Origin of the sequence: Pseudoalteromonas luteoviolacea DSM 6061, assembly GCF_001625655.1 — a bacterium.
Classification (GTDB): Bacteria; Pseudomonadota; Gammaproteobacteria; order Enterobacterales; family Alteromonadaceae; genus Pseudoalteromonas; species Pseudoalteromonas luteoviolacea.
The window spans coordinates 286,344-308,245 of sequence record NZ_AUYB01000103.1; the positions used below are offsets into that span (position 1 = coordinate 286,344).

24 protein-coding genes are annotated in these 21,902 nt (G+C 41.5%); 11 read left to right on the forward strand and 13 right to left on the reverse strand.

The genetic code is table 11. The annotated features are described in order from the left end of the window. Positions 1–90 precede the first annotated feature (90 nt). Positions 91–1,245, reverse strand: coding sequence for a prephenate dehydratase (pheA, locus tag N475_RS13100; protein ID WP_063355204.1), 1,155 nt, complete (start codon positions 1,243–1,245; stop codon positions 91–93). A 310-nt stretch (positions 1,246–1,555) separates the two neighbouring features. Here pheA and N475_RS13105 point away from each other — a divergent pair, with 310 nt between their 5' ends. Next, positions 1,556–4,540 carry an EAL domain-containing protein gene (locus N475_RS13105; RefSeq protein ID WP_063355203.1) on the forward strand — a complete coding sequence of 995 codons (2,985 nt, stop codon included), beginning with the start codon at positions 1,556–1,558 and terminating at the stop codon, positions 4,538–4,540. Here N475_RS13105 and N475_RS13110 read toward each other — a convergent pair. Beyond that, positions 4,537–4,866, reverse strand: a complete 330-nt coding sequence (locus N475_RS13110; RefSeq protein ID WP_063355202.1) for an SUI1 family translation initiation factor — start codon at positions 4,864–4,866, stop codon at positions 4,537–4,539. The two genes, N475_RS13105 and N475_RS13110, sit on opposite strands and share 4 nt — an antisense overlap. Before the next feature lie 144 nt (positions 4,867–5,010). Between N475_RS13110 and N475_RS13115 the strand changes: the two genes are divergently transcribed. From N475_RS13115 to N475_RS13130, 4 genes are all read left to right on the forward strand, one after another. After that, on the forward strand, positions 5,011–5,316 hold the full coding sequence (locus N475_RS13115) for an STAS domain-containing protein (protein WP_063355201.1): 306 nt from the start codon (positions 5,011–5,013) through the stop codon (positions 5,314–5,316). Between the two features lie 17 nt (positions 5,317–5,333). Beyond that, positions 5,334–6,983 carry an ATP-binding SpoIIE family protein phosphatase gene (locus N475_RS13120; protein ID WP_063355200.1) on the forward strand — a complete coding sequence of 550 codons (1,650 nt, stop codon included), beginning with the start codon at positions 5,334–5,336 and terminating at the stop codon, positions 6,981–6,983. A gap of 139 nt (positions 6,984–7,122) precedes the next feature. After that, positions 7,123–7,782 carry a GAF domain-containing protein gene (locus N475_RS13125; protein ID WP_063365404.1) on the forward strand — a complete coding sequence of 220 codons (660 nt, stop codon included), beginning with the start codon at positions 7,123–7,125 and terminating at the stop codon, positions 7,780–7,782. 178 nt (positions 7,783–7,960) lie between these two features. Beyond that, positions 7,961–9,154 carry an amino acid aminotransferase gene (locus N475_RS13130; RefSeq protein ID WP_063355198.1) on the forward strand — a complete coding sequence of 398 codons (1,194 nt, stop codon included), beginning with the start codon at positions 7,961–7,963 and terminating at the stop codon, positions 9,152–9,154. 100 nt (positions 9,155–9,254) lie between these two features. Here the strand turns inward: N475_RS13130 and N475_RS13135 are convergent, their stop codons facing one another. Then, positions 9,255–9,569 (reverse strand): YebG family protein, encoded by a 315-nt coding sequence (locus N475_RS13135; RefSeq protein ID WP_063355197.1) that lies wholly within the window; start codon positions 9,567–9,569, stop codon positions 9,255–9,257. A gap of 207 nt (positions 9,570–9,776) precedes the next feature. Between N475_RS13135 and N475_RS13140 the strand changes: the two genes are divergently transcribed. Beyond that, on the forward strand, positions 9,777–10,073 hold the full coding sequence (locus N475_RS13140; RefSeq protein ID WP_063355196.1) for a ComEA family DNA-binding protein: 297 nt from the start codon (positions 9,777–9,779) through the stop codon (positions 10,071–10,073). 19 nt (positions 10,074–10,092) lie between these two features. On the opposite strand, the gene N475_RS13145 is transcribed toward N475_RS13140, so the two are convergent. Continuing rightward, the gene (locus N475_RS13145) at positions 10,093–10,395 is read right to left on the reverse strand and encodes a DUF6170 family protein (protein WP_063355195.1); all 303 of its coding nucleotides are present in this window, start codon (positions 10,393–10,395) and stop codon (positions 10,093–10,095) included. A gap of 13 nt (positions 10,396–10,408) precedes the next feature. Next, positions 10,409–10,912, reverse strand: coding sequence for a disulfide bond formation protein DsbB (gene dsbB / locus N475_RS13150; protein WP_405127418.1), 504 nt, complete (start codon positions 10,910–10,912; stop codon positions 10,409–10,411). Between the two features lie 28 nt (positions 10,913–10,940). Here dsbB and N475_RS25500 point away from each other — a divergent pair, with 28 nt between their 5' ends. The 3 genes from N475_RS25500 to N475_RS13160 all read left to right on the forward strand — a co-directional run bounded on the left by N475_RS25500 (position 10,941) and on the right by N475_RS13160 (position 12,817). Then, the gene (locus N475_RS25500) at positions 10,941–11,111 is read left to right on the forward strand and encodes a hypothetical protein (RefSeq protein WP_155730805.1); all 171 of its coding nucleotides are present in this window, start codon (positions 10,941–10,943) and stop codon (positions 11,109–11,111) included. Between the two features lie 154 nt (positions 11,112–11,265). Beyond that, entirely contained in the window at positions 11,266–11,979 is a 714-nt protein-coding gene (fadR, locus tag N475_RS13155; RefSeq protein ID WP_063355193.1) for a fatty acid metabolism transcriptional regulator FadR, read from the forward strand. 232 nt (positions 11,980–12,211) lie between these two features. After that, positions 12,212–12,817: a peroxiredoxin C gene (locus tag N475_RS13160; RefSeq protein ID WP_063355192.1), complete on the forward strand. Its 606-nt coding sequence runs from the start codon at positions 12,212–12,214 to the stop codon at positions 12,815–12,817. Positions 12,818–12,885: 68 nt separating this feature from the next. Here N475_RS13160 and N475_RS26200 read toward each other — a convergent pair whose 3' ends face one another. The 4 genes from N475_RS26200 to smrB form a co-directional block, all read right to left on the reverse strand. Further along, positions 12,886–13,008, reverse strand: a complete 123-nt coding sequence (locus tag N475_RS26200; protein ID WP_264373379.1) for a hypothetical protein — start codon at positions 13,006–13,008, stop codon at positions 12,886–12,888. A 1-nt stretch (position 13,009) separates the two neighbouring features. Then, a complete protein-coding gene (locus N475_RS13165; RefSeq protein WP_063355191.1) occupies positions 13,010–13,255 on the reverse strand; it encodes a hypothetical protein in 246 nt (81 codons plus the stop codon). 173 nt (positions 13,256–13,428) lie between these two features. After that, positions 13,429–14,229 carry a response regulator gene (locus tag N475_RS13170; protein ID WP_063355190.1) on the reverse strand — a complete coding sequence of 267 codons (801 nt, stop codon included), beginning with the start codon at positions 14,227–14,229 and terminating at the stop codon, positions 13,429–13,431. Between the two features lie 188 nt (positions 14,230–14,417). Beyond that, positions 14,418–14,972, reverse strand: coding sequence for an endonuclease SmrB (gene smrB / locus N475_RS13175; protein ID WP_063355189.1), 555 nt, complete (start codon positions 14,970–14,972; stop codon positions 14,418–14,420). A gap of 83 nt (positions 14,973–15,055) precedes the next feature. On the opposite strand from smrB, the gene prmB reads away from it, so the two are divergent. Together prmB and aroC are read left to right on the forward strand one after the other, a co-directional pair. Next, positions 15,056–15,991, forward strand: coding sequence for a 50S ribosomal protein L3 N(5)-glutamine methyltransferase (gene prmB, locus N475_RS13180; RefSeq protein ID WP_063355188.1), 936 nt, complete (start codon positions 15,056–15,058; stop codon positions 15,989–15,991). Positions 15,992–16,142: 151 nt separating this feature from the next. Next, on the forward strand, positions 16,143–17,243 hold the full coding sequence (aroC, locus tag N475_RS13185) for a chorismate synthase (RefSeq protein ID WP_063355187.1): 1,101 nt from the start codon (positions 16,143–16,145) through the stop codon (positions 17,241–17,243). A gap of 86 nt (positions 17,244–17,329) precedes the next feature. On the opposite strand, the gene N475_RS13190 is transcribed toward aroC, so the two are convergent. The 4 genes from N475_RS13190 to N475_RS13205 all read right to left on the reverse strand — a co-directional run bounded on the left by N475_RS13190 (position 17,330) and on the right by N475_RS13205 (position 21,857). Beyond that, the gene (locus tag N475_RS13190; protein WP_063365405.1) at positions 17,330–19,876 is read right to left on the reverse strand and encodes an Ig-like domain-containing protein; all 2,547 of its coding nucleotides are present in this window, start codon (positions 19,874–19,876) and stop codon (positions 17,330–17,332) included. Between the two features lie 133 nt (positions 19,877–20,009). Continuing rightward, entirely contained in the window at positions 20,010–20,849 is an 840-nt protein-coding gene (locus tag N475_RS13195; RefSeq protein ID WP_063365406.1) for a mechanosensitive ion channel family protein, read from the reverse strand. Between the two features lie 35 nt (positions 20,850–20,884). Continuing rightward, positions 20,885–21,574 (reverse strand): LrgB family protein, encoded by a 690-nt coding sequence (locus N475_RS13200; RefSeq protein WP_155732578.1) that lies wholly within the window; start codon positions 21,572–21,574, stop codon positions 20,885–20,887. Next, complete coding sequence (locus N475_RS13205; RefSeq protein WP_162269596.1) at positions 21,567–21,857, reverse strand: CidA/LrgA family protein; 291 nt, start codon at positions 21,855–21,857, stop codon at positions 21,567–21,569. The genes N475_RS13200 and N475_RS13205 overlap by 8 nt, the downstream gene beginning before the upstream one ends. Positions 21,858–21,902: the final 45 nt, after the last annotated feature.

Here is a 21,902-nt window from a genome sequence, read left to right on the forward strand (position 1 = left end):
GTTGAAGTCACGCTGTCATATAGAATGCATGCTCCGCTAGTCGGAGCATTTTTTTGCCCCAGAGTATACTGAGGCCTTGTGCGGAGTTGTTTAAATTGGGTCGACTGCTTTTAAAGATTCGCTTTGGTAACAGCCTAAAATTCTTACCGTTTGGGTATGTTCTTTCAAAGATTCCAGAGCTTGTTGCACGCGTTTTTCAGCAATATTTGCTTGAAGGTCGACGTAAAAGACTTCTTCCCAAGGGTTGCCAGGGACTGGGCGTGACTCTAGTTTAGTCATATTGATACTGTGCTCTTTAAAGACCATTAGGGCGTCGGCTAAAGAACCAACATGCTGCTTAGTTGCCATGATTAAGCTTGTTTTGGTGGGTATTTGAGTTGATACCTGAAGAGGCTTTCTCGCGACGACAATGAAGCGGCTGTGATTTTCTGCTTGGTTTGCCAATTCATCTTTAAGCACTTCTAAGCCCTGACTTTTACCCGCTTGAGCTGAGCCAATTGCTGCACTTTGTTCTGTTTCTGCTGCCATTTTGATCGCACTAGAAGTCGAATCACAGGTCTCTTGAATAATGTCTGCTAGGCTTTGGATAAAGCGACTACACTGCGCAAATGGCTGAGGGTGAGCATAGATTTTTTTGACATCTTTTAGTTCTATGCCAGGTTTTGCAAGTAAGCAGTGTTCAACGCTGTGGGTCACTTCCCCCACAATTGAAACTTGTGCATGCTGCATTAAATCAAAGACCTCATTGATACTGCCTGAGCTGGTATTCTCGATAGGCAGGATACCAAAATCGGCTTTGCCCTGTTCAACACTGGTGGTAATTTCATCAAAAGACTGACAACCAAGCTCTACAAGCTTGCCTGGGCGACGACTAAAGTACTTGTGGCAAGCCAATTGACTATATGATCCTTGTCCGCCTAAGTAAGCGACACGATGGGTATCATTGACGGCATCAGGGTTTAAGCTTTTTTGTAGCATGGCTTGTTGATTGAGAACGGAGTCCTCAAGAATGACTTGAAAGACATTGTTAATGTAAAAGGGGTCTAGCCCCAGAGACTTGCCATAATTAATTAGTTTTTCGAGCAAGGCCAATTCACGCTCTTCGTCCCTAATCGGTTTGTTGTTGTTAATTTTGTATTCTAAAACGCCGTGGCTGATGCGTCTGCGTTTTGCTAATAGTACTAATAGCTCAGAGTCAATTTCGTTAATCTCTGTCCTTAGTGCATTTAAAGTATCTTGCGTCATGGTCCTCACTCCCATTGTGCCAAAAAAAAAGCCTCCCGAGTTCGGGAGGCTTAGCTATTCGTTGTTACGCGCAAACAGATAAGCCTCCTCACCTAAAGAAGCTAAAAAAGAAAAAATAAGGGCGCGTAATAAAATTCATAATTTATTTGAGTTTAAATTCGTAACATTAGGCTTATTATTAACACATAACATTGTAAGAATACAATAAGGTATTTTAATTTATGCGCGAATTGGATTGGCTACGAATTACGTGATCTGATATATTCAAAGCACTTTATTAAAAAAAACATAACTAGGTTAAGGTTTTATCGTGGGCAATCGCCGTCCTCCTTCTCGCTTTGGAGCCAATTCTCTGAGCGTGAAATTGTCAATTTTGATTTCAGCTGTCTGTGTGATTGCGGGAGTTTTCGCTGCTGCATTAATGCTAAAATCGGAAGAGAAACACCTAGTAGAAGCCGAATTTAAACAATTACGCAGCATTAGCGAACAAGCTATTCAGCAATTCTCTCAATACTTAGAGCTGAAAAAAAACCTTGCACAGCAAACCAATGTGGTTGTCTCAAAAAGGCTCCTGCCCATTGCAGAGACCACTGAGATAAACGAAAGTGAGTTAGAAATCACTCCGGCGTCAGGTCGAATGCACAGTGTGGCTGTCAATGGGATGTCAGCTGCTTACATGTTAAAAGAGACCCTTTCAGAATCAGACAAAGCCCTGTTTAAAAGCTCAGAGTCATTGTGGAACATCCTTTCACCGATATTGCTGCAAGATTTTTTTAATTTCTACTTGTATACAACAGAAGATTTTGTCCGAATTGCGCCACCAAACTCAGTTTTATTAGACGATGAACAAAGTCGTCATGCGAATATGCACGCGCAACCCCTATTGCTTGAGGAACTTAACCCAACTCGGGAAGCAATTTGGTCAGATGTGCATCATGATCCCGTTTGGAATAAGTGGGTTGTGAGCATCTTGGTGCCTTTGTATGAGGGAGATACTTACAGAGGGTTTACCGGCAGTGATATTGAGTTAGAAACTTTACTTGCCAGACTACCAAAACCAAATACTGAGCAAAGTTTTATTATTTTTGATAAGCAAGGGCGGATACTTTCAGCACCGAGTTTGCTAAAAGCAACGCAGGACTCTGAGTTGCTGAGTAAAGATGCACTGCCAAGGTCTATCCAGCAAGTGATTGATACAGCGATAAAGGTAAACCTTCCAAGTTTTCAAGATGAGTTTATTTATGCAGAAACAAGTCATATCGCCAATGTAATGCATCTAGGTGCACTTGACTGGTATGTGGGGATTTACAAGCGCAGAGATACTGCATTACATGCTTTAGAAGAACTCAAAGTAAAGTTTTTTGGGTTGTTCATACTCTACGCCATATTTGTTGCCATGTTGCTTCATCAAGTACTGTATCACTTAATCTTGAAACGCATTAACCAACTTGTAAAAGTGCTTATTAGCTTTGGTCGCGGACAGTGGGATCATCCAAAGCTATCTGATAGCGATGATGAAATAGGGCTATTGAATGCGTCATTTAATGATATGAGTGACGATATTAAAAAATTAGTAAATGGGCTTAATCAGCGTATCAATGAAAAGGAAATTGCAGAGAAAGCGGCTAATCGTTTATCCAAAGCCGTGGCATTCTCTGGAACTGGTGTGGTGATCACGAATGAAAGATTTAAGATAGAGTACGTCAATCCAAAAATGGTTGAAATGACTGGATTTTCGGAGTCTCATTTTCTTGATTCACCACTGCTTAGCATTATCTCCAATGAGATGGCTATCTTAATCGATGACATTGATTTTGATCTCAAGAGTCGTAATTACTGGCGCGGTGATACCTTGCTGCAAAGTAGCAGTAATGAGCAAATATGGGTCAGCTTGAGTATCTCGCCCATTAGAGAAAATGGTGGTCGTATTTCGAGTTATGTAGCATCAGCCCAAGATATATCATTTGTTAAAGAAAGTCAGAGAAAGATGGAAGAGTTAGCCTACTTTGATACGCTTACCGGGTTGGCTAACCGGACTTTCTTCCGCATGCAACTGCGAAAGTCCATGGCACTTGCATCACGCGGACACTATGCCTTTGCGCTGTTTTATTTCGATCTAGATGAGTTTAAGCGCATCAATGATACGCTTGGTCACGACGCAGGAGACCGTTTACTTGTTGAGGTGGCAGATAGACTTAAGCAAAGGTTAAGAGCCGAGGACACCATTGCACGCTTGGGTGGTGATGAATTTGCGGTACTACTCAGTGGTATAAGTAAACGCGATAATGCAATGGATGTGGCACACACTATTCAAAAAACACTCAGTGAACCAATTTCGTTGGGTAATAATGAGGTTATTGTGAGTGCCAGTATTGGTATCACACTGGCCCCATTTGATAGTCAAGAAGAAGAGCAGTTGCTTAAACACGCAGATCTTGCCATGTATGAAGCAAAAGCAAAAGGTCGCAATACATTCCATTTTTACTCCCAAGAGTTAAATGCAGCAGCTAACGAGCGGCTTCATATAGAAAATGAGCTACGTCAAGCTATCAAGAGCCAGCAGTTTTCATTGCAATATCAACCGCAGATTGACAGCCGAACAAACAAAATTGTGGGTTATGAAGCCTTGATAAGGTGGTTCCATCCGACAGAAGGACCAATTCCGCCGACCAAATTTATCCCTATTGCTGAAGCAACGGGACTTATTGTTGAAATTGGCACATGGGTGCTAAAAGAGGCTTGTCGCTTTTCTGCGCTATTGAAGTCAAAAGGGTATACCGCTGATATCTCAATTAACTTGTCAGCACGTCAATTTAAAGATACTCAGTTGATTGAAACCATTTCAGAAACTTTAAGTGAAGTGGGGCTGCCGCCTGCATTTTTGCACTTAGAGTTAACTGAAAGTATGCTCATGGGAGATGTAGAAGCGGCTATAGAACAACTAAAAGAAATGAAGAAGCTAGGGGTGTCTTTATCTATTGATGACTTTGGTACGGGGTATTCATCTTTGAGTTACCTTAAACGATTCCCAGTTGATGTTTTGAAGGTCGACAGGTCGTTTGTGAAAGATATCCCGCAAGATGAGAATGATATGGAAATTACCGCTGCTATCATCGCTATGGCGCAAAAGTTGAGTATGAAGGTGATTGCTGAAGGTGTTGAAACAGCTGAGCAAGTGGCGTTTTTACAGCGTAATAATTGTCATATTGTGCAAGGGTATTTTTATAGCGCACCGCTCACCGAGCAAAACGTTTTTGCTCAAGAGCAGGACATAATGAAAGCCGCAGGGAATTAACCCCCTGCAATTTTTACTTTAAAGCCCTGAGATACGAGCAGGCCTTTTAGTTTATCTCGGTCATCACCTTGGATCTCAATAATACCCTCTTTCACAGCACCACCTTGACCCATTTTGCTTTTGAGTAACTTAGCAAGCTTTTTTAAGTCATGCTCAGCCGGGTCAATACCTACGACTAGCATTACGCCCTTACCTTTGCGCCCCTTTGTTTGACGTTCAATGCGAATATGTCCGTCTTTGAACAGTTTTACCTCAGGTTGCTGCAATTCGTCTTCGGGTTTGATTCTGCCAAATTCAGTAGAAAAGACTAAACGACTATCTGACATTATATACTCCAAACTAATTTCATTGATTCGATAGTAGCAAAAAGTGATTTACCAAGTTATATTTTTTTGGCGAATTTGCTTAATACGATTATATTTAAAACAGAAAGATGGATAACAATACTAAACTTTGAGTAGGAGCTTGCGATGAGCCTGAGCAAAAATGCTTCAGCTGATGGAAAGACTTTAACGATTCAAATTAAAGGAAAATTCGACTTTAATCTAGTGCAATCATTTCGCCAAGCCTATGCCGAGGTGAACGACCAAACTGAAAAAGTAGTCGTTGACCTAAGAGATACGGATTATATGGATAGTTCTGCATTAGGTATGTTGCTCAATATGAAGAAAACGCTTGGAGACTCTGTAGGTAGCATACAAATTAGCAACTGCAGACCTCAATTAAAGAAGATTCTGCAGATATCAAGATTTGACAAGAAGTTTGAAATAGATTGATTGTTTCAGATTAGAATATGTTAATTCTAGTTGTCGATGATCAGCCCCTAAACTGTCGGCTGCTTACAACCATGCTGGAACACCAGCATTATGATGTATTGGTTGCAAACAATGGTTTAGAAGCGCTGGAGTTGCTCAAACAACATGAAGTGGACATCGTGTTGCTAGACGTCATGATGCCCGTCATGAATGGTTTTGAGACGGCGCCGAAGATCAAAGAGCATGCCGGAGATGTTTACCTCCCAATTATCTTTATTACAGCGCTTGAAGATCATGCAAGCTTTGAAAAGTGTTTGCGTGTAGGTGGCGATGATTTCATTCACAAGCCTTTTGATCGCGTCATTTTATCAGCCAAAATACGCGCACATGCGCGTACTAGGAAGCTAAGTAAAGAGGCAAACGAGCAGAAAAAACAACTGCAGTACCATTACAATCAAACAGAGAGAGAGCACGAGATTGTTGAGCACATTTTTCGGAATGCGCTTTCAGGGCAGCAAAAATTCGAATCTATTTGCGACTTTCACCTTTCTCCTGCTTCGATGTTTAATGGTGACATGTTTTTGATGGCCAAAAGCCCAATAGGGGGATTTTATTGCCTATTGGGAGATTTTACTGGTCATGGCTTAGCTGCTGCCGTGGGGGCTCTGCCTGCCTCACGTATTTTCTATACTATGGTACAAAAGGGCATGGCGGTAGGAGATATTGCCACTGAATTAAACAGCTCCTTATACACATTGCTTCCAGGGCATATGTTTTGTGCTGCTGCGATAATAGAAATTAGCAGCTCCGGTAAAAATATTTCAGCATGGATAGGTGGTCTGCCCGACCTGTATTTGATTAATGAAAAAGGGAGTGTGCTAAAAACGATAGAGTCTCAGCATATGGCGCTTGGAATTTTAGATGAAGAAGAGTTTGAAAGAACAATTCTTCATCTTGAAGTTGAAACAGGCACTAGATTGGTCATGGCAACAGATGGGATCATTGAGAGTGAAGGGCCTGATGGAGACATGTTTGGAGAGCATCGCCTAATAGATACGTTAGGCAGTAAACCCGCGATTTCTACGCATGAAGTGATTGATTGTGTAAGGAGTTACTCCGAGCATGCCGAGCAACAAGACGATTTGAGTATCGCCATAGTAAATTGTTTACCTGCAATACAAGAAAACAAAACGAAATCGCATTACTCATCTATTCCATTTGATATTTCAGTGTCACTTGATGCTGAGCAAATGAAAATCACAGATCCCGTTCTTGAAATCGTAAACGTATTAAGTAATGTGGAAGGTGTGGATGCCCATAGGTCGAACATATTTTTATTGTTGTCGGAGGCCTACAATAACTCTCTTGATCATGGTGTACTTGGATTGAGCTCAGAGCTAAAAAACCAAGAAGATGGGTTTTTAGAATATTATTCTCAAAGAGCGGATGCACTATCATTACTCACTCACGCCTCAATTAAAATATCAGCTGCTTACTGCCCGCAGCACAGTAATATCACTTTTGAAATTTGTGACTCTGGGTGTGGATTTACGCCTACTTCTGAACATTCTTCAGAATATTCTTCGGATGAGCATGGTAGAGGCGTTCAATTACTCTCAGAGATAGCGGACAGCGTTTCCTATAACTCCACTGGTAATGAAGTAACGCTCGTTTACTCATTGCTTTAAACTTTCACCACAATTGTAAGATTCTTTCCCTGATCCCTGTCTATTGTCTTTAAATACATAAAAATTTGCAATGAGCTATGGCCACATAGTGATTTGCATGTTAGATTTAATTTAGATATATAGATGTTTGGATGGCTAAATGATTTCAGCGTACTTAGATAAAACAGAGACGACCGTAGAATCAACATTGATTGAGAGTAAAGTTGCATTATTAGAGTCCTATTTAGCAACCGCGGACTCTCAACCAGTTTGGTCTTATCAGATCCCTGAATTGGGAGAGGGTGGCAGTTGTAGCTTATTTGGCCATTTGCAAGACGCGCCATTTTTACTGAGTGATAAAATTTCGAAAAATGAAATAAATGAAGCACTTTTAAGTAAGTTACAAGCAATTGTTGAGTTTGTGTACGAACAAACAAGCGTTGACTGGTTTGGAATATATCAATCAAGGCATATTGACGGTGAAGAGCAGTTACTCAAACTGGCCTACAGAGGAGCGCCTAGCCGACCTCTGTTTCCAATCAATGAACAATTTGCTGCTACATCAAACAATATCCAAACGGTGATGTCAGAAAAATCTAGAATAATTAACGATATTCCAGATTATATTGCTCAAGGAGGTGAGTACTACACCTGCGATCCAAAAGTGCAGGCTGAAGTCTGCTTGCCTTTGCTTGATGAGAACTTTGGGTGTGTTGGGATCATCGATGCTGAAGCATTTAGTAAAGACTTTTTTACTGCTGACAATTTATCTGTACTTGTTGCCGCATGCTTGAAAATAACGCATTACCTTCCTCGTTAACAAGGCTCGTGTTCTTGTTAATTTGTGTTAGTATTGGTGGCAACTTTAACCCCATGGCTCATACGCAGTATCTAGCTTGATACTTAATGAACACTGGGCAGTAATGATAAAGTAGAACACGTTTTGCCCTGTCAGTAATTTATTTTGCGTACCAGTTTTAATAGGAAAAGAAATACACATGTTTTCAGAACTAAAACCATTACCAACAGACCCAATTTTGGGTCTAATGGCAGCTTATAAGCAAGACAATAACCCTAATAAAATTGATTTGGGTGTTGGTGTATATAAAGATGAGCAAGGTGCTACGCCGGTTCTTAAAGCGGTTAAAAAAGCCGAAGCATTTCGCCTAGAAAACGAGACAACAAAGTCTTATATTGGGTTGGCTGGAAACTTAGATTTTTGCTCAAAGATGGAAGAGCTGCTATTGGGCAATAGCCACACGTCATTGTTAGCAAATCGCGTGCGTACAGCCCAGACTCCAGGTGGTACAGGTTCATTGCGTGTTGCCGCAGAATTCATCAAGCGTTGCAATAAAGATGCAACTGTTTGGGTAACAACACCAACTTGGGCAAATCACATCAGTCTGTTTGAGGCGGCTGGACTAAATGTTAAAGAATATCCTTATTACGATTACGAAAATAAGGGTCTGTTATTTGATGAAATGATCGACACGCTAAAGCAAGTTCCTAAAGGTGATGTTGTTTTAGTGCATGCATGTTGTCATAACCCAAGTGGCATGGATTTAAATGCTGAACAATGGCAGGTTTTTGCTGATCTAGCGAAAGAAGTTGGCTTTACACCTCTTGTCGATATTGCTTATCAAGGTTTTGGTAGTAGTTTAGACGAAGATGCAAATGGTCTACGTTTACTTGCGCAGACAGTTGAAGAGATGATTATTTGTTCTTCTTGCTCTAAAAACTTTGGCCTTTATAGAGAACGTATTGGCGCATGTTCAATTATCTCTAAAGAGAGCGCAACAGCAGATATCTCAAACTCTGTGTTACTAAGCGTAGTACGTAGTATTTACTCAATGCCACCTGCACATGGTGCGGATATCGTTAATACGATTCTTTCGAGTGATGAGTTAACCCAGCTTTGGCACGAAGAGTTGGCTGAGATGCGTAACCGCATCAACGGCTTACGTAGTCTTGTTAAAGAGAGTTTGGAACAGAGAAATACTGGGCATGATTTTTCATTTATTGAACGTCAGCATGGAATGTTCTCTTTCCTAGGTATTAACAAAGAGCAGATTGATCGCCTCCGTGAAGAGTATTCAATTTATATCGTAGGGTCTAGCCGTGTAAATGTTGCGGGTATTAGCCAAAGCAATATTGATTATTTTGCAGATGCAGTGGCATCAGTATTGAAATAATCTCTCTGGTCACGATGCGATATTAAAAATGCCCAACCTTGAGTTGGGCATTTTGCGTTTTGTGGGACGAATAAGCAATGACGGCGCAACGTAGGTAAAATTAAGCTTGCTTAATTGCAGTTACCTTATCGTCATTAGCTTCTTCAGCTTTTTTAGTCGGCTTTTTTGCTTCTTTTTCTACAGTTGGTTTGCTGCCTTTCAATACTGATATGAAGTCGTCTTTATATTTTGCCATTTCAAGTGCAAGTGATTCCACTTGCTGTTCGCTCAGTGGTACATCGACTTTTTCTAACATGCCTTCTAATGCCTCTGCGACATCCAGCATTTTATCATAGGCATCAGCCTCTTTCTTGCTAGTAAAAGTCATTCGTTCTACTCCATTTCTTTCAACCACATATTTTACAACTACAGCCATGATCACCCTCCATAAAACACTGTTTTTTTATACAGTAAACCTAAATTGGCGCTAATGCAACCCAAAGTGCCTTAATTAGACGCTGAAGATGAAAAAAATACAATGAAAATATTCCTATAATATTTACAAACTAGAGAGTAAAAACCTATGTTTATCAGTGCCGAAATAGGCACGAAACACTTAAGTGAATTCTAATGGAGGGATTTCATGCTTTTTAAAAATATATGGGGTTTGGGATTAATTTTAATAGCTGTTGCCTTTTTGAATGTTGTACAGGCTCAATCTGAAACTGAATTAACAGCTACCAATATAGTGATTAATATTAATACCGCTTCGGTAGAGCAATTAGTCACCCTACCAGGGATCGGCCTTGCGAAAGCTCAAGCGATTGTCGCAAATAGAGAGGCCTCGGGCCGCTTTGATGATCTTACAAGCTTAACTCGGGTTAAAGGGGTCGGAGATGGCATTGTAGAAAAGATCAAACAGCATGTTGTGTTTGATTAAATAGTGCTTTTTGGCAGGGCTAATTTTTGCCCTGCTCAAATTCTTTAATTGCACCATCCAAATGTTTACGTACAAATTGAATTTCTATGGGTACTGTGAACAGCGGATATATTAAACCTGCAACCAATAAAACAGGCAATAAATGAAAGCCTTCAAAGTAAGCAAGTGCCATAAAAAAGGGGGTTAAAAGCAGCAGTTTGCAAACGGCTAGTGCGACTTTTTCTTTGGCGCTGAGCATATTCAACGCTATTACTTTAACTTGTTGTTTGTCTCGCAGGTTGAGTGAAGACAATTCCGGCACTTGGCTTAATCTAAAAATCATTAATTTCTCTGGTTTACTTCTTAAATACTACAACTGGCGCAAAGATTATAAAACCAATCGCGTAGGCTGCAAAAATAACTTCCATCCACCCCGGCATAGATAATCCGGCGAAAGACCAGTCTATACTAGAACAACTCCCCGTAACGGCAAAAAAAGATGGGATCCACTCGTGTAAAGGAATCGGAAAATTTGGTTCAAATGCACAGGTAAATGCAAAAGGATCTGTCGTCGTTTGCATATCTAGGTGTTCACGTGCTAGCAACCATCCCCATATCGCAGATACGCCCCAACCAGCAGTTGCTACGAGTCTGATAACATAATGATTTGTACCGCACAAACCTACGAAAGCCGCTATTAACACACCTAAAACTGCGGTGCGTTGATAGATACACATAACGCAAGGCTCTAATCCCATGGCATATTGAAAGTATAGGGCGACAACCTCAAAAATAAGTGCACTTGCAAACAATAGTGCCCAAGCTGTGGTGGAGCGAGAAAAGCTCGCCAATCTATCCAACATATTCCCTCCTTTTTTTGTCGCTATTATGGCTATGTATGCGCATCATCGCAATGGTTTTGGGACAAGATTGAGCTTGTCGCAGTTGGCCTATGCTCAGGAGACTGAGTTGGGTATCTTTAGACTGGCCAAAATGGTGGCACGCAGCAACAGATTAGATGATCACGAGCGTTTCCAATTGGAAAGCTTTGTCTTTTGACTAAGTCGGTAGAATTTGAGGTTACGCTTGTTACTTTACATTCATCTGGTACAATCAGTGGATTAACGAGTTGCATTGTCATGAACCGCTTGCCACCAAACGCTATGTGTTTCATGTGTACAACGCCTTAAGTTGTAATTTTAAGTGGTGCTAAATGAGAATTTTTAAAGCCAAGAGCCCAGCGGGTTTCGCTGAGGAGTACATAGTTGAATCGATTTGGAATGGTGAGTTTCCACCGGGCTCTATATTGCCTGCTGAACGTGAGCTATCAGAATTAATCGGGGTAACTAGAACAACTTTAAGGGAAGTGTTGCAACGTTTAGCACGTGACGGTTGGTTGACGATTCAACATGGTAAGCCAACACGTGTAAATAATTTCTGGGAAACGTCAGGGCTGAATATTCTGGAAGCTTTAGCGCGCCTAGATGAAGATAAAGTCCCTGAGCTAACTGATCAGCTTTTGTCTGCAAGAACTAATATCAGTGCAATTTATACCCGTGCGGCGATTAAGCTTAATGGTGCTAAAGTGGTTGAAATATTAGCGCAGTACAATGAATTGCCAGATACCGCAGAGGCGTTTGCAGATTATGATTATCAAGTGCATCACCAATTAGCGATTGCTGGTGGGAATAAAATCTATGTGTTGATTTTAAACGGGTTTAGAGGCCTTTACTCTAAGATTGGTTGTCACTACTTCTCTGAACCAAAAATTAGAAAAATCACGAGAGATTTTTATCGCGACCTAACCGAGCTTGCCGAAGTTGGGGATCACGATAGAGCAATCTCATTGATCCGTAAGTATGGTCACCAATCTGGCGAACTGTGGCAGCATATTAGGGCTGACATGCCAAACGACATTATGGATTAAGTCTTGTACAAAAAAGCTCCTCAAGGAGCTTTTTTTGTGTCTATTTAATAGTCTCATCGAATTTATAGATTATACCTATCGGATAATTCGATTGTTATTTTGGGTAAGAGCTGAATAAACTTAGGCAAATTTTTTCAAGGGGTTGTTTTTCATAAGCAGCGCCTCAATAATTAGAATCAAATTACAAAACGATTTGTATATTGGAACAAAACCTAACTATTTGGAGAAAACAATGGGTGTATTAGTTGGCCGTCAGGCTCCTGACTTTACAGCAGCAGCAGTACTAGGTAATGGTGAAATCGTAGATAGCTACAATCTACATGAGCGTATTAAAGGTAAAAAAGCAGTTGTATTCTTTTACCCACTAGACTTCACTTTTGTTTGTCCTTCAGAGCTAATCGCTTTTGACAAGCGTTATGAAGAATTCCAAAAGCGTGGCGTTGAAGTAATCGGTGTTTCAATCGACTCTCAATTCTCACACAATGCATGGCGTAACACGCCAGTTAACGAAGGTGGTATCGGCCCAGTTAAGTATGACCTAGTTGCTGACGTTAAACACGAAATCTGTCAAGCATACGATGTTGAGCACCCAGAAGCTGGTGTTGCTTTCCGTGGTTCATTCCTAATCGATGCTGAAGGTAACGTTCGTCACCAAGTAGTTAACGATCTTCCTTTAGGTCGTAACATCGATGAGATGCTTCGCATGGTTGACGCACTTGCGTTCCACGAAGAGCACGGTGAAGTTTGTCCAGCAGGTTGGACTGAAGGTAAATCAGGTATGGACGCAAGCCCTGAAGGTGTTGCTAAGTTCCTATCTGAAAACGAAGGCCAGCTATAAGCTGTCATTGCCATCGTTTTAAAACCCGCCTTGAGCGGGTTTTTTACTTTCAGTACCGCTATATTTCATCATACTCGACCCAAAAACCATTTCTGGCTGATTACTTTTACCGTTTCAATTGAAAAATATGCCAACAGTAGACTTACAACAGGTATTGCCAATAGGCTAATTAAGGTTACTTCGCTAAACATATTACTTTTCCTTTTTGGCTTCATCAGAGCCAGTTTGAGGTGCTTCAGCATCTTCATTAATACGAACGAAACTATCCACGAGTGCTTTTTTGGTGTTTATTTTTAATTCAACAATACTTGTCTGAATGTTTTCACTAACACGACTTTGGATTTCATCTAGTAAGTCATTACTTACGGTACTTGCATTTGCAGTTAGAGAAACACCAGCTAAAAGGCTAACTGTCATTAGTTTTGTGAATACGTTCATTGTCTTGCTTCCTTTGTTTGTTTAGTCGCAATAACTATTACAAAGGTTGTGCCAATTCAAAAAATAATTTTAATCTATTGAAATTGTTAGACTTTTAATTTTTGGAGAGAGCTGGTTAAAAACAGTGTTAGTGAATTTAACCAGTTGTAATGAAGCTTTTAACTACAATTTAGTTAATTTTGCTCAAGCATTTGATAGATAAGCTGTTTGACGATATTTGGTTCAAATGGTTTATCACACATCGCATTTACACCCGATTGTGCAACATTCGCTAAGTGTGTCTCATTGGCTTCAGAAGTCACCATGAGTACAGGTACATGAGCATGTTCATCAGAACGTCGGATTGCCTCTGTAAGCTCTTGTCCATTGACTTCTGGCATGTTGTAGTCCGTAACGATCAGGTCAAACATACTTTCTTGCAATGTATCAAGGGCTTGTGCGCCATTTTCAGCTTCTGAAATTCGCGTAGCTCCAAGATTTCGTAAGACTCGCTGAATGTGATTACGGGCAAGCGTTGAGTCGTCCACAACTAAGATCCTTAGATCCTGAATATCATATAAATCGAGCTCTAGTTCTTGTGGAGAAAGCAGATCCAAAGTAGCGTTAATTGCTTTGCCCAAATGCTCCTTAGTAAATGGCTTAGGAAGAATAGCGACTACACCAGATTGTTTGTAAGCTTCTAATTGCTGTCGTCGAGTTTCACTTGATACCAACATAAACGGCAATTGATGGTCGCTATAATTTGCGTGCACGTGATCAAGTAAAGAGAGCGCATCACCATCAGGCAAATAAAGTGTACAGATGATGAGATCTGGGATGGTTGAGTTTAATGATTCTATGGCGGTACTAACTGATTCCGCGAAATCAATTTGCTGCACGCCTTCTTCTTTTAGTTCATTTACGATGATTTTACGTTGAGTTACCGAAGGCTCGACGAGTAATATCGTCAGATCTGTGCTGAGTAAGTCGTTCATGTTTAACCTGAGGATAAAAACAGAAAAATTGGTAATGTTAGCTGAATCTCGCGGACACATTCATGCGAGTGACGTGTAACGGAGTATGAGATTAGCTGTATATGATTCCTGTTCAATATAGCTTATTTGTAAACAATAGGCTAGCTTGGTGTGATGTTGGAGGTGGCGAAGTTAACTGTTGTTAACTTCTATCTGCGGAATTCTAGATTTTGAGGTAGATCGACTAAGATTAAAATCGCACCTTTGCCACCATATTCTAGAGGCGCTTGATGCATAGCCAAGATATCAGGATGTTGAACTAAATAATGTGGCACTTTGTGCTTTAAAATTCGTTCACCAATACCATGTACGATACAGGCACAGCTTACATGCTGTTTTTTACAAGCGTGTATCAATGCTGCGAGTTCATCTTTTGCAGTTTCTTTATTCATTCCATGCATATCTAAAATGAGCTCTGGCGCATAATCGCCACGCCTAAGTTGTTTTGCAAGGTACTTATCAGCGCCTGGGCGAACATAGTTTACTGTGCCATTGGTGTCTATGTCTGGCACATACTCATCTGAGAAGTAAAACTCTGCCTGATGTTGTTTTTTCTGCTCAGCAATTACCTCGCCTTTGAAGCGCGTCGCTTTACGCTCATGAATTACTGTATCTTGTTTTAGCTGTTGTGTGCCGGAAATTGCTTCACGAAAAAGGTCAAAGTCATCAGAGGCCATAGTTACTTCAGGATAATCTCTAGTCATTCGTGCATTTTAAATAAAAAAAGCATAAAAACCTAGCTTAAAAACGGCTACAATGCCGCTATCTACAAAGTGTGAGAATAATCATGAGTGAATTAGCAATAACAAACGAGATCGCTGAAGAGGCTTACCGAGACTTAGTGACGATGCAGGATTGGCTGCGTTGGACAACGAGTCAGTTTGTCGCCAACGGACTTTTTTATGGTCATGGCACCGATAATCCTTGGGATGAAGCGGTAAACTTACTCTTACCTACGCTTAATTTACCAGTAGATGCACCAAAAGATTTAATGCAATCTAGATTAACTGGCACTGAGAAAAAGCGCCTTGTAGAGGTGATAAAATTGCGTATAGAACAGCGCATCCCCGTCCCATATTTAACAAATCAGGCTTGGTTTGCAGGTATGCCATTTTATGTGGATGAGCGGGTGTTGGTGCCACGCTCTCCATTTGCGGAACTTATTACTAAACAGTTTACACCTTGGGTTCAGTCACCAAATGAAGTGACACGCATTTTGGATATGTGTACGGGTTCTGCGTGTATTGCTATTGCACTGGCTAAGTATTTCGATAATGCTCAAGTAGATGCTGTTGATATTTCTTTTGATGCTTTGGCTGTCGCGGAGATGAATATTCACGATCATATGATGGATGAACGTGTATTTGCTATTCAGTCTGACGTCTTTAGTGGTGTGCCGGGTCAAAAGTACGACCTGATAGTGGCTAACCCACCCTATGTTGATGCAGAGGATATGGCAGATTTACCTGATGAGTTTCATCATGAACCAGAGTTAGGCCTTGCCTCTGGTGATGATGGCCTTGACGTAACACGTGTTTTATTGAGAGATGCGGCAGAGCACTTAACCGACAACGGGATTCTATTTGTCGAGGTGGGTAATTCTATGGTACATATGGATGCATTGTACCCAGGTGCGCCGTTTACTTGGCTAGAATTTGAAAAAGGTGGCCTAGGCGTATTTATGATCAGTAAACAAGAATTAGTCGCTTATTTTAATGATTAAACCTTGCTGTACTTTGCCTGTGTGAGTTATCACCGCAGTTGGCTTGGTGCGGCAAGAGTGGGCAAACGTTTAGTTTGCCTGTGCTAAGTTGGGTAATTGAGCCCAAACTGACTCTCAGAGTCAAAACCGTAACGAGGAATGAGGAAAGTTAATGGCAGGCAATAGTATAGGCCAAATATTTCGAGTGACGACCTTTGGTGAGAGCCATGGTACAGCGCTTGGCGGTGTTGTAGATGGTGTGCCAGCAGGGCTTGAAATTACTGAGGCTGATTTACAAGTTGATCTGGATAGGCGTAAGCCCGGTCAGAGTCGATACACCACACAACGTCGTGAAGGTGACGAGATAAAAATTTTGTCGGGTGTATTTGAGGGTAGAACAACGGGAACAAGCATTGGCTTGCTTATTGAAAATACCGATCAGCGCTCTAAAGACTACAGTAAGATAATGGATGTGTTCCGTCCAGGTCATGGTGATTATACCTATTGGCACAAGTATGGTCATAGGGATTATCGTGGCGGCGGTCGTTCATCTGCACGCGAAACTGCAATTCGCGTTGCTGCAGGTGGCATTGCTAAAAAATATCTAAAACAAGTACATGACATCGAAATTCATGCATGTTTATCTCAATTGGGCCCAATCAAAGCGGAGTCTTTTGATTGGTCAGAGGTTGAGAATAATGCATTTTTCTTCCCAGATACAAGCAAGTTAGAAGCGCTAGATGAGTACATGCGTGACCTTAAAAAGCAGGGTGATTCGGTCGGTGCCAAAGTAAAAGTTGTCGCCAAAAACGTCCCTGTTGGATTAGGAGAACCTGTATTTGATAGGCTTGATGCTGAACTTGCACACTCTCTTATGAGTATCAATGCTGTTAAAGGTGTTGAGATTGGTGACGGGTTTGATGTGGTAGAACAAAAAGGCTCTGAGCATCGAGACGAGCTGACACCTGAAGGCTTCGCTAGCAATCATGCAGGAGGAGTGTTAGCTGGGATTTCAACAGGTCAAGATATAATTGCATCAATTGCGCTCAAGCCAACATCCAGTATTACGGTGCCCGGTCAAAGTATCAATACGTCCAATGAACCAGTAGAGATGGTAACTAAAGGACGCCATGACCCTTGTGTAGGGATCCGTGCGATCCCAATTGCTGAGGCGATGATGGCGATTACATTGATGGATCACCTGCTACGTCAGCGAGGTCAAAATCCGCATGTGGATGTGCCACATGGGCCAATACCTGGACAAGCAAAATAATAAAAAGACCCCCGTTATTGGATAGTCCAACTTTTGGGGGTCACTTCACTTATGATGCCTTTTTCGAATCAATGGTAATTCGCAAATTAGTTGCCTTGATTCATTTGCGTAAGTTTGTCACCGATTGGTTTTGAGAAATTGTAGCCGTCATACTTATCCCAATTAATCGACCATGTCATCACGCCGCCAAATTTAGGGTAGTTGAAAGCAGGCTTTATAGTGCCACAGCTCAAGCCTTTTGTTAGGCAATCCAATGCTGCGATGATGTTCGCAGTTGGTGCTTGTCCAGAGTTTGCTGATTTTGGCCCTGAAGGCAGACCAATGGCGACTTGGTCATCTCTTAGTGGTGCAAAGCGAGTGCCGTTGGCAAGGTCAAAACCTTCAACGAGCATTTTTGCGTGTGCAACCATCATATTTACAGATCCTTCTGGTGCGCTACCAGGCTCATAAGGGTTAGGCAAACCCCCATTGTTGTATAGCTGAACATGGAGTAAATCTAATGTATCTCTTAGTGCGTCAATTACTGGGATGTATGCGCCCCAAATACCAGAGTAAGCTATCATACCTCCGTGAACATAAGGATGTTCTGGTGCCATAGTGAGTACCATATTACCACCCATATTTTGTTCAATTTGCTTAATTGCACGGGGTAAACGAGCTTGGATCTGAGAGCCATGTAACAAATTAGATCCACTTTCTAAGTCAATATCTAATCCATCGAACCCCCATTCTTGGATAATATTGGTTAAGCTAGAGACAAAGTTTGCTTCATCGGCATCAGTGTTAAGTGTAATAGTGCCCTCGGCACCCCCTAAACTGAGTACAAATACTTTGCCTTGAGCCTGAAGGGCTTTCATATCAGCTTTGAATTTCACAGGGTCGATAGGAGGGCAGTCAGAGCGGATGTCTTTTTCAAACGGTTTAAAGTGAACAGTTCCATCCGAGTTTCTGTCGTTTTCAGCAAATGCGATGTCGATAATATCCCAAGCGGGTGAGATCTCAGCGAGTGGAATAGGGCAGCCAGCTGGGTTAACAAAGTTATGCCAGTAACCTATGAGTTTATGAGTTTTGCCAATTGGCTTATCGATTACACTAACTGTTGAACCAGCACTGGTTGCTTGATTGCCCGCACTATCTTTGGCTACGGCTGTTAAGGTGTGTGAGCCTATCACAGCTGCAGTATATGACCAAGTGTATGGAGCGGTTGTATCACTTCCAAGCAGAGTACCATTTGCGTAGAAGCTCACATTTGCAATAGTACCTGTAAGAGCTTGCGCATCAGCTGCCATGTTGATGGTGCTGCCAATGGTGAATTGGGTGCCTGAAGTTGGTTGAACCAAATCAACGACGACGGGCTTATCTGTGACGTTGACAAAAATTTGTTCAGTGGTTTCATTCCCTTCATTGTCGGTTGCAACTGCTGAAAGGGAGACGGCACCAAGCTTTGTAGGCTGCCAGTTGGTACTACCATTACCGTTGTTGAAACTTGCAAGTAGTGTCTGATCGGCAAGGATATCCAATTGCGCAACTGTCCCATCAGCATCACTCGCACTGACAGAAACAGCAGTACTTTGGCCTACTAAGACAGTGCTATTTGCACTTGGTGAATTAAAAGTAATGGCGGGCGCGATAGCACAAATACCAAGGTCAGTCCACGCATCTTGCCAGTGTTGCCCAACACCTGGCTCGTAGGCCCACTGTGCGTTTGAGCTGCACCACCCACTGATGTCACAACGATATTTACGATTATTGTGACTAACCAGTTCGCCATTTTGATAACTATTGCCAGCTAAGTATGTTTTTAGGCCTGAGCAGCCTCCTTGACTAGGTGCTGCGACCTTAATTTGTGAAACCACATTAGTGCTGGCAGCTTGATTATCAGTGGCAGTGACCTTGACCTGTACTTGACCTGAAATATCACTTACCCAGTTGTAATCAATAGTACCATCTGTAAATGAGGCCACCTGTGTATCATTTATAAATACGGTTGCGCTAGTCACTGTACCATTGGCGTCCGTTGCTACAGCTCGGATATTGACCGTGTCGCCAAGAGTAAACTGGCTGTTATTGGTTGGCGAGACCAGATCTATCGCTGGTGGGGTATTGGTAGTACCGTCTTGCACATTGACTGTGACTTTGCTTTGTGTGCTCTGCGCACCTTGGTTGTCAGTTGCAATTGCAGCAATAATATGAGGGCCAGTTTGTGCTACCCAGTTTACTTGATAAGGGGCTTGATTATCGAAACCTACAGACACGTCATCAACAAAGAATTCAACTTGGGCTACTACACCATCTTCATCCGTTGCATTTGCAGATAGGACAACGCTGTCATTTGGGTTAAAAACACTTCCCTCCGTGGGGGTTAATAAAGTCACCATTGGGCTTTGATTTCCACCACACGCACCAAGACTTTTCCAAACTTTGTAGTTACCAGAATTTTGTTGAGGGTTTTCATTTTGGCTGTACCAACGTGCCTCAAAAGCGCTATTTTGGTGTTGGACTTGATCGCCTGCACGATATACTTGAGACTGCTGCCAAGTTGCTAGGTATGTACAATCTGCTGCGAATGAATGCATGCTCGACATGAGTAGAGCACTACTGCCAAGCAAATAACTCAGTTTGCTTTTTTCCATTATTTTTTCTCCTTACATGTTGTATGTTTTGTGAACAAAACGTATCCAGCATAGAACTATGTGCGGGGTTAATCAATGGCTTTTTAAGTTAATAGGGTACAGCCTTGCTTGGCAAGGCTGTTTAAGAAAGGGGCTATCTAGGTGTTGGTTGATCTGATTTTATTGTGACGACACGTTGCGGGAAAGGTATTTCAATATGCGCATTTTTTATTCCTGCATATATCGCTAAGTTGATGTTTAATTTATTCTCAATCAACTCTGTAGTGGGTGTCCAATAGCGATAGCTGATGACAATGGCACTGTCAGAAAAAGACTCGATTCCCACCTGAGGTATGGGATCATTGGCAACATAATCTTGGCTTTGTAAGATCGATTGAATAATTTCTATCGCTTTATCTGCAGGGGCGTTATATGCAATACCAATTTCACCTTCAATATGTGAATAATTGAATGAGTTATGTAGAACTTCCCCAATAATATGTTTATTAGGGACTGTAATTTCGACTTTTTGTTCATTGACTAATATGGTGTAGCCAAGCTCAATAGACTTTACTTGACCGCTGACATTCTTGACGCTGATGGTGTCTCCAACTACAAATGGTCGAGTAGCTATCAAGGCTAAGCCAGCGCCATAGTTAGAGAGCATACCTTGAACTGCCAAACCTGCGCCCAAAGAAGCAGCACCAATTGCTGCGACAAATGGTGTGACACTGATGCCTACTTTCCCCAGCGCAATGATAATAAACATAGTGACAATAAGTACTTTAACGACATTAGCAACAAAGTTGGTTAGCGTTACATCCACATTATGCTTGAGCATCAATTTGCGAGTAGTGTCGGCTAGTTTTTTAGACAGCCAAAGACCTATTACCAGAATGACGACAGCTCCTAGAAGCTGCATACTGTAATTGAGTAAGTAATTACGAATTAAATCATAATATTTTTCAAATTGGGCGATTTCTTGCTCGATCAAGTTATGCTCCTTGTAAAGCGTGTATTTTCATTTTTTTAGCAACTTAAGTTACTGAGTATAGTAAATAATATTGGAACCCAAAAAGCGCTAATTATGGCGCTAATAATCATAGCAGCAGACGCAAATGCACCAGCCTGAGGGTGATACTCCATTGCTGTTGCAGTACCAATCGCATGGCAACTTACCCCTAACGCGATACCTTTGGCTTGAGGTGCTGTGACTTGGCACATTTGTAATAGGCCCAGTCCAAATACACTACCAAAAATGCCAATTAATATAACCATGGCCGCGGCAATACTGGGTAGCCCACCTAGCATATCAGTAATTAACAGTGTGATAGGGGTGGTAACCGACAGCGCCATCAAAGATGCAACTAGTTGAGGCTCAGCTTGAAACAGAATGCAAAGTGTATACGCGAGCGTAGTTGAAAACGATATGCCAATAAAAGCACTGAATGTTAGCATTGTTAATACTGGGCGAATTGCGTTGAACTGTGCATATAGTGGGTAGGCTAATGCAACGATAGCAGGCTCTAGAAGAAAGCTGATTGGCATACTCGCAAGGTAGTAGTCGTTATAGTTTACTTTCGTAGTAACGAGTAATAAGGCAACCATTGAAATTGACATTAATACAGGGTTTAACAAGGGCGTAGGGTGGCGTTTATGAATTTCTCGGGTGAAATGAAAAAGCCCAAGTGTGAAGAGGCAGACCAAAAGACTAATCACGATATCGACCTTTGTTTGAAACTTTACCGACAGCAACGAGCACAATGGCTGGAAGCCCAAACAATAAAATAATTATCAGAAGTATATTGTTAGCAAGTAAACTAAGATGGTTTATGACACCTACACCCACCGGAATGAAGAAAAATGCGAGATACTTAATGAGCAATGGAGAAGCAGGTTCTAACCAATCAATTCCAATCAACTTCCAATGTAATAAGCCAAAAAGTATTAACAAGCCCAGTAGTGAGGCGGGAATGGGGAGCGCATAAAATGCCACGATCATTTTTGCTGACCATAGGCAGATAAAAATGATTAAAATTCCAATTGA

Excerpts from the sequence above, each read along its gene's own strand:
- pheA (WP_063355204.1), bottom strand. The coding sequence starts at position 1,245 with ATGACGCAAGATACTTTAAATGCACTAAGGACAGAGATTAACGAAATT.
- N475_RS13110 (WP_063355202.1), bottom strand. The coding sequence starts at position 4,866 with ATGTCAGATAGTCGTTTAGTCTTTTCTACTGAATTTGGCAGAATCAAA.
- N475_RS13115 (WP_063355201.1), top strand. The coding sequence starts at position 5,011 with ATGAGCCTGAGCAAAAATGCTTCAGCTGATGGAAAGACTTTAACGATT.
- N475_RS13120 (WP_063355200.1), top strand. The coding sequence starts at position 5,334 with ATGTTAATTCTAGTTGTCGATGATCAGCCCCTAAACTGTCGGCTGCTT.
- N475_RS13125 (WP_063365404.1), top strand. The coding sequence starts at position 7,123 with ATGATTTCAGCGTACTTAGATAAAACAGAGACGACCGTAGAATCAACA.
- N475_RS13130 (WP_063355198.1), top strand. The coding sequence starts at position 7,961 with ATGTTTTCAGAACTAAAACCATTACCAACAGACCCAATTTTGGGTCTA.
- N475_RS13135 (WP_063355197.1), bottom strand. The coding sequence starts at position 9,569 with ATGGCTGTAGTTGTAAAATATGTGGTTGAAAGAAATGGAGTAGAACGA.
- N475_RS13140 (WP_063355196.1), top strand. The coding sequence starts at position 9,777 with ATGCTTTTTAAAAATATATGGGGTTTGGGATTAATTTTAATAGCTGTT.
- N475_RS13145 (WP_063355195.1), bottom strand. The coding sequence starts at position 10,395 with ATGATTTTTAGATTAAGCCAAGTGCCGGAATTGTCTTCACTCAACCTG.
- N475_RS25500 (WP_155730805.1), top strand. The coding sequence starts at position 10,941 with ATGGCTATGTATGCGCATCATCGCAATGGTTTTGGGACAAGATTGAGC.
- fadR (WP_063355193.1), top strand. The coding sequence starts at position 11,266 with ATGAGAATTTTTAAAGCCAAGAGCCCAGCGGGTTTCGCTGAGGAGTAC.
- N475_RS13160 (WP_063355192.1), top strand. The coding sequence starts at position 12,212 with ATGGGTGTATTAGTTGGCCGTCAGGCTCCTGACTTTACAGCAGCAGCA.
- N475_RS26200 (WP_264373379.1), bottom strand. The coding sequence starts at position 13,008 with ATGTTTAGCGAAGTAACCTTAATTAGCCTATTGGCAATACCTGTTGTA.
- N475_RS13165 (WP_063355191.1), bottom strand. The coding sequence starts at position 13,255 with ATGAACGTATTCACAAAACTAATGACAGTTAGCCTTTTAGCTGGTGTT.
- N475_RS13170 (WP_063355190.1), bottom strand. The coding sequence starts at position 14,229 with ATGAACGACTTACTCAGCACAGATCTGACGATATTACTCGTCGAGCCT.
- smrB (WP_063355189.1), bottom strand. The coding sequence starts at position 14,972 with ATGACTAGAGATTATCCTGAAGTAACTATGGCCTCTGATGACTTTGAC.
- prmB (WP_063355188.1), top strand. The coding sequence starts at position 15,056 with ATGAGTGAATTAGCAATAACAAACGAGATCGCTGAAGAGGCTTACCGA.
- aroC (WP_063355187.1), top strand. The coding sequence starts at position 16,143 with ATGGCAGGCAATAGTATAGGCCAAATATTTCGAGTGACGACCTTTGGT.
- N475_RS13190 (WP_063365405.1), bottom strand. The coding sequence starts at position 19,876 with ATGGAAAAAAGCAAACTGAGTTATTTGCTTGGCAGTAGTGCTCTACTC.
- N475_RS13205 (WP_162269596.1), bottom strand. The coding sequence starts at position 21,857 with ATGATCGTGGCATTTTATGCGCTCCCCATTCCCGCCTCACTACTGGGC.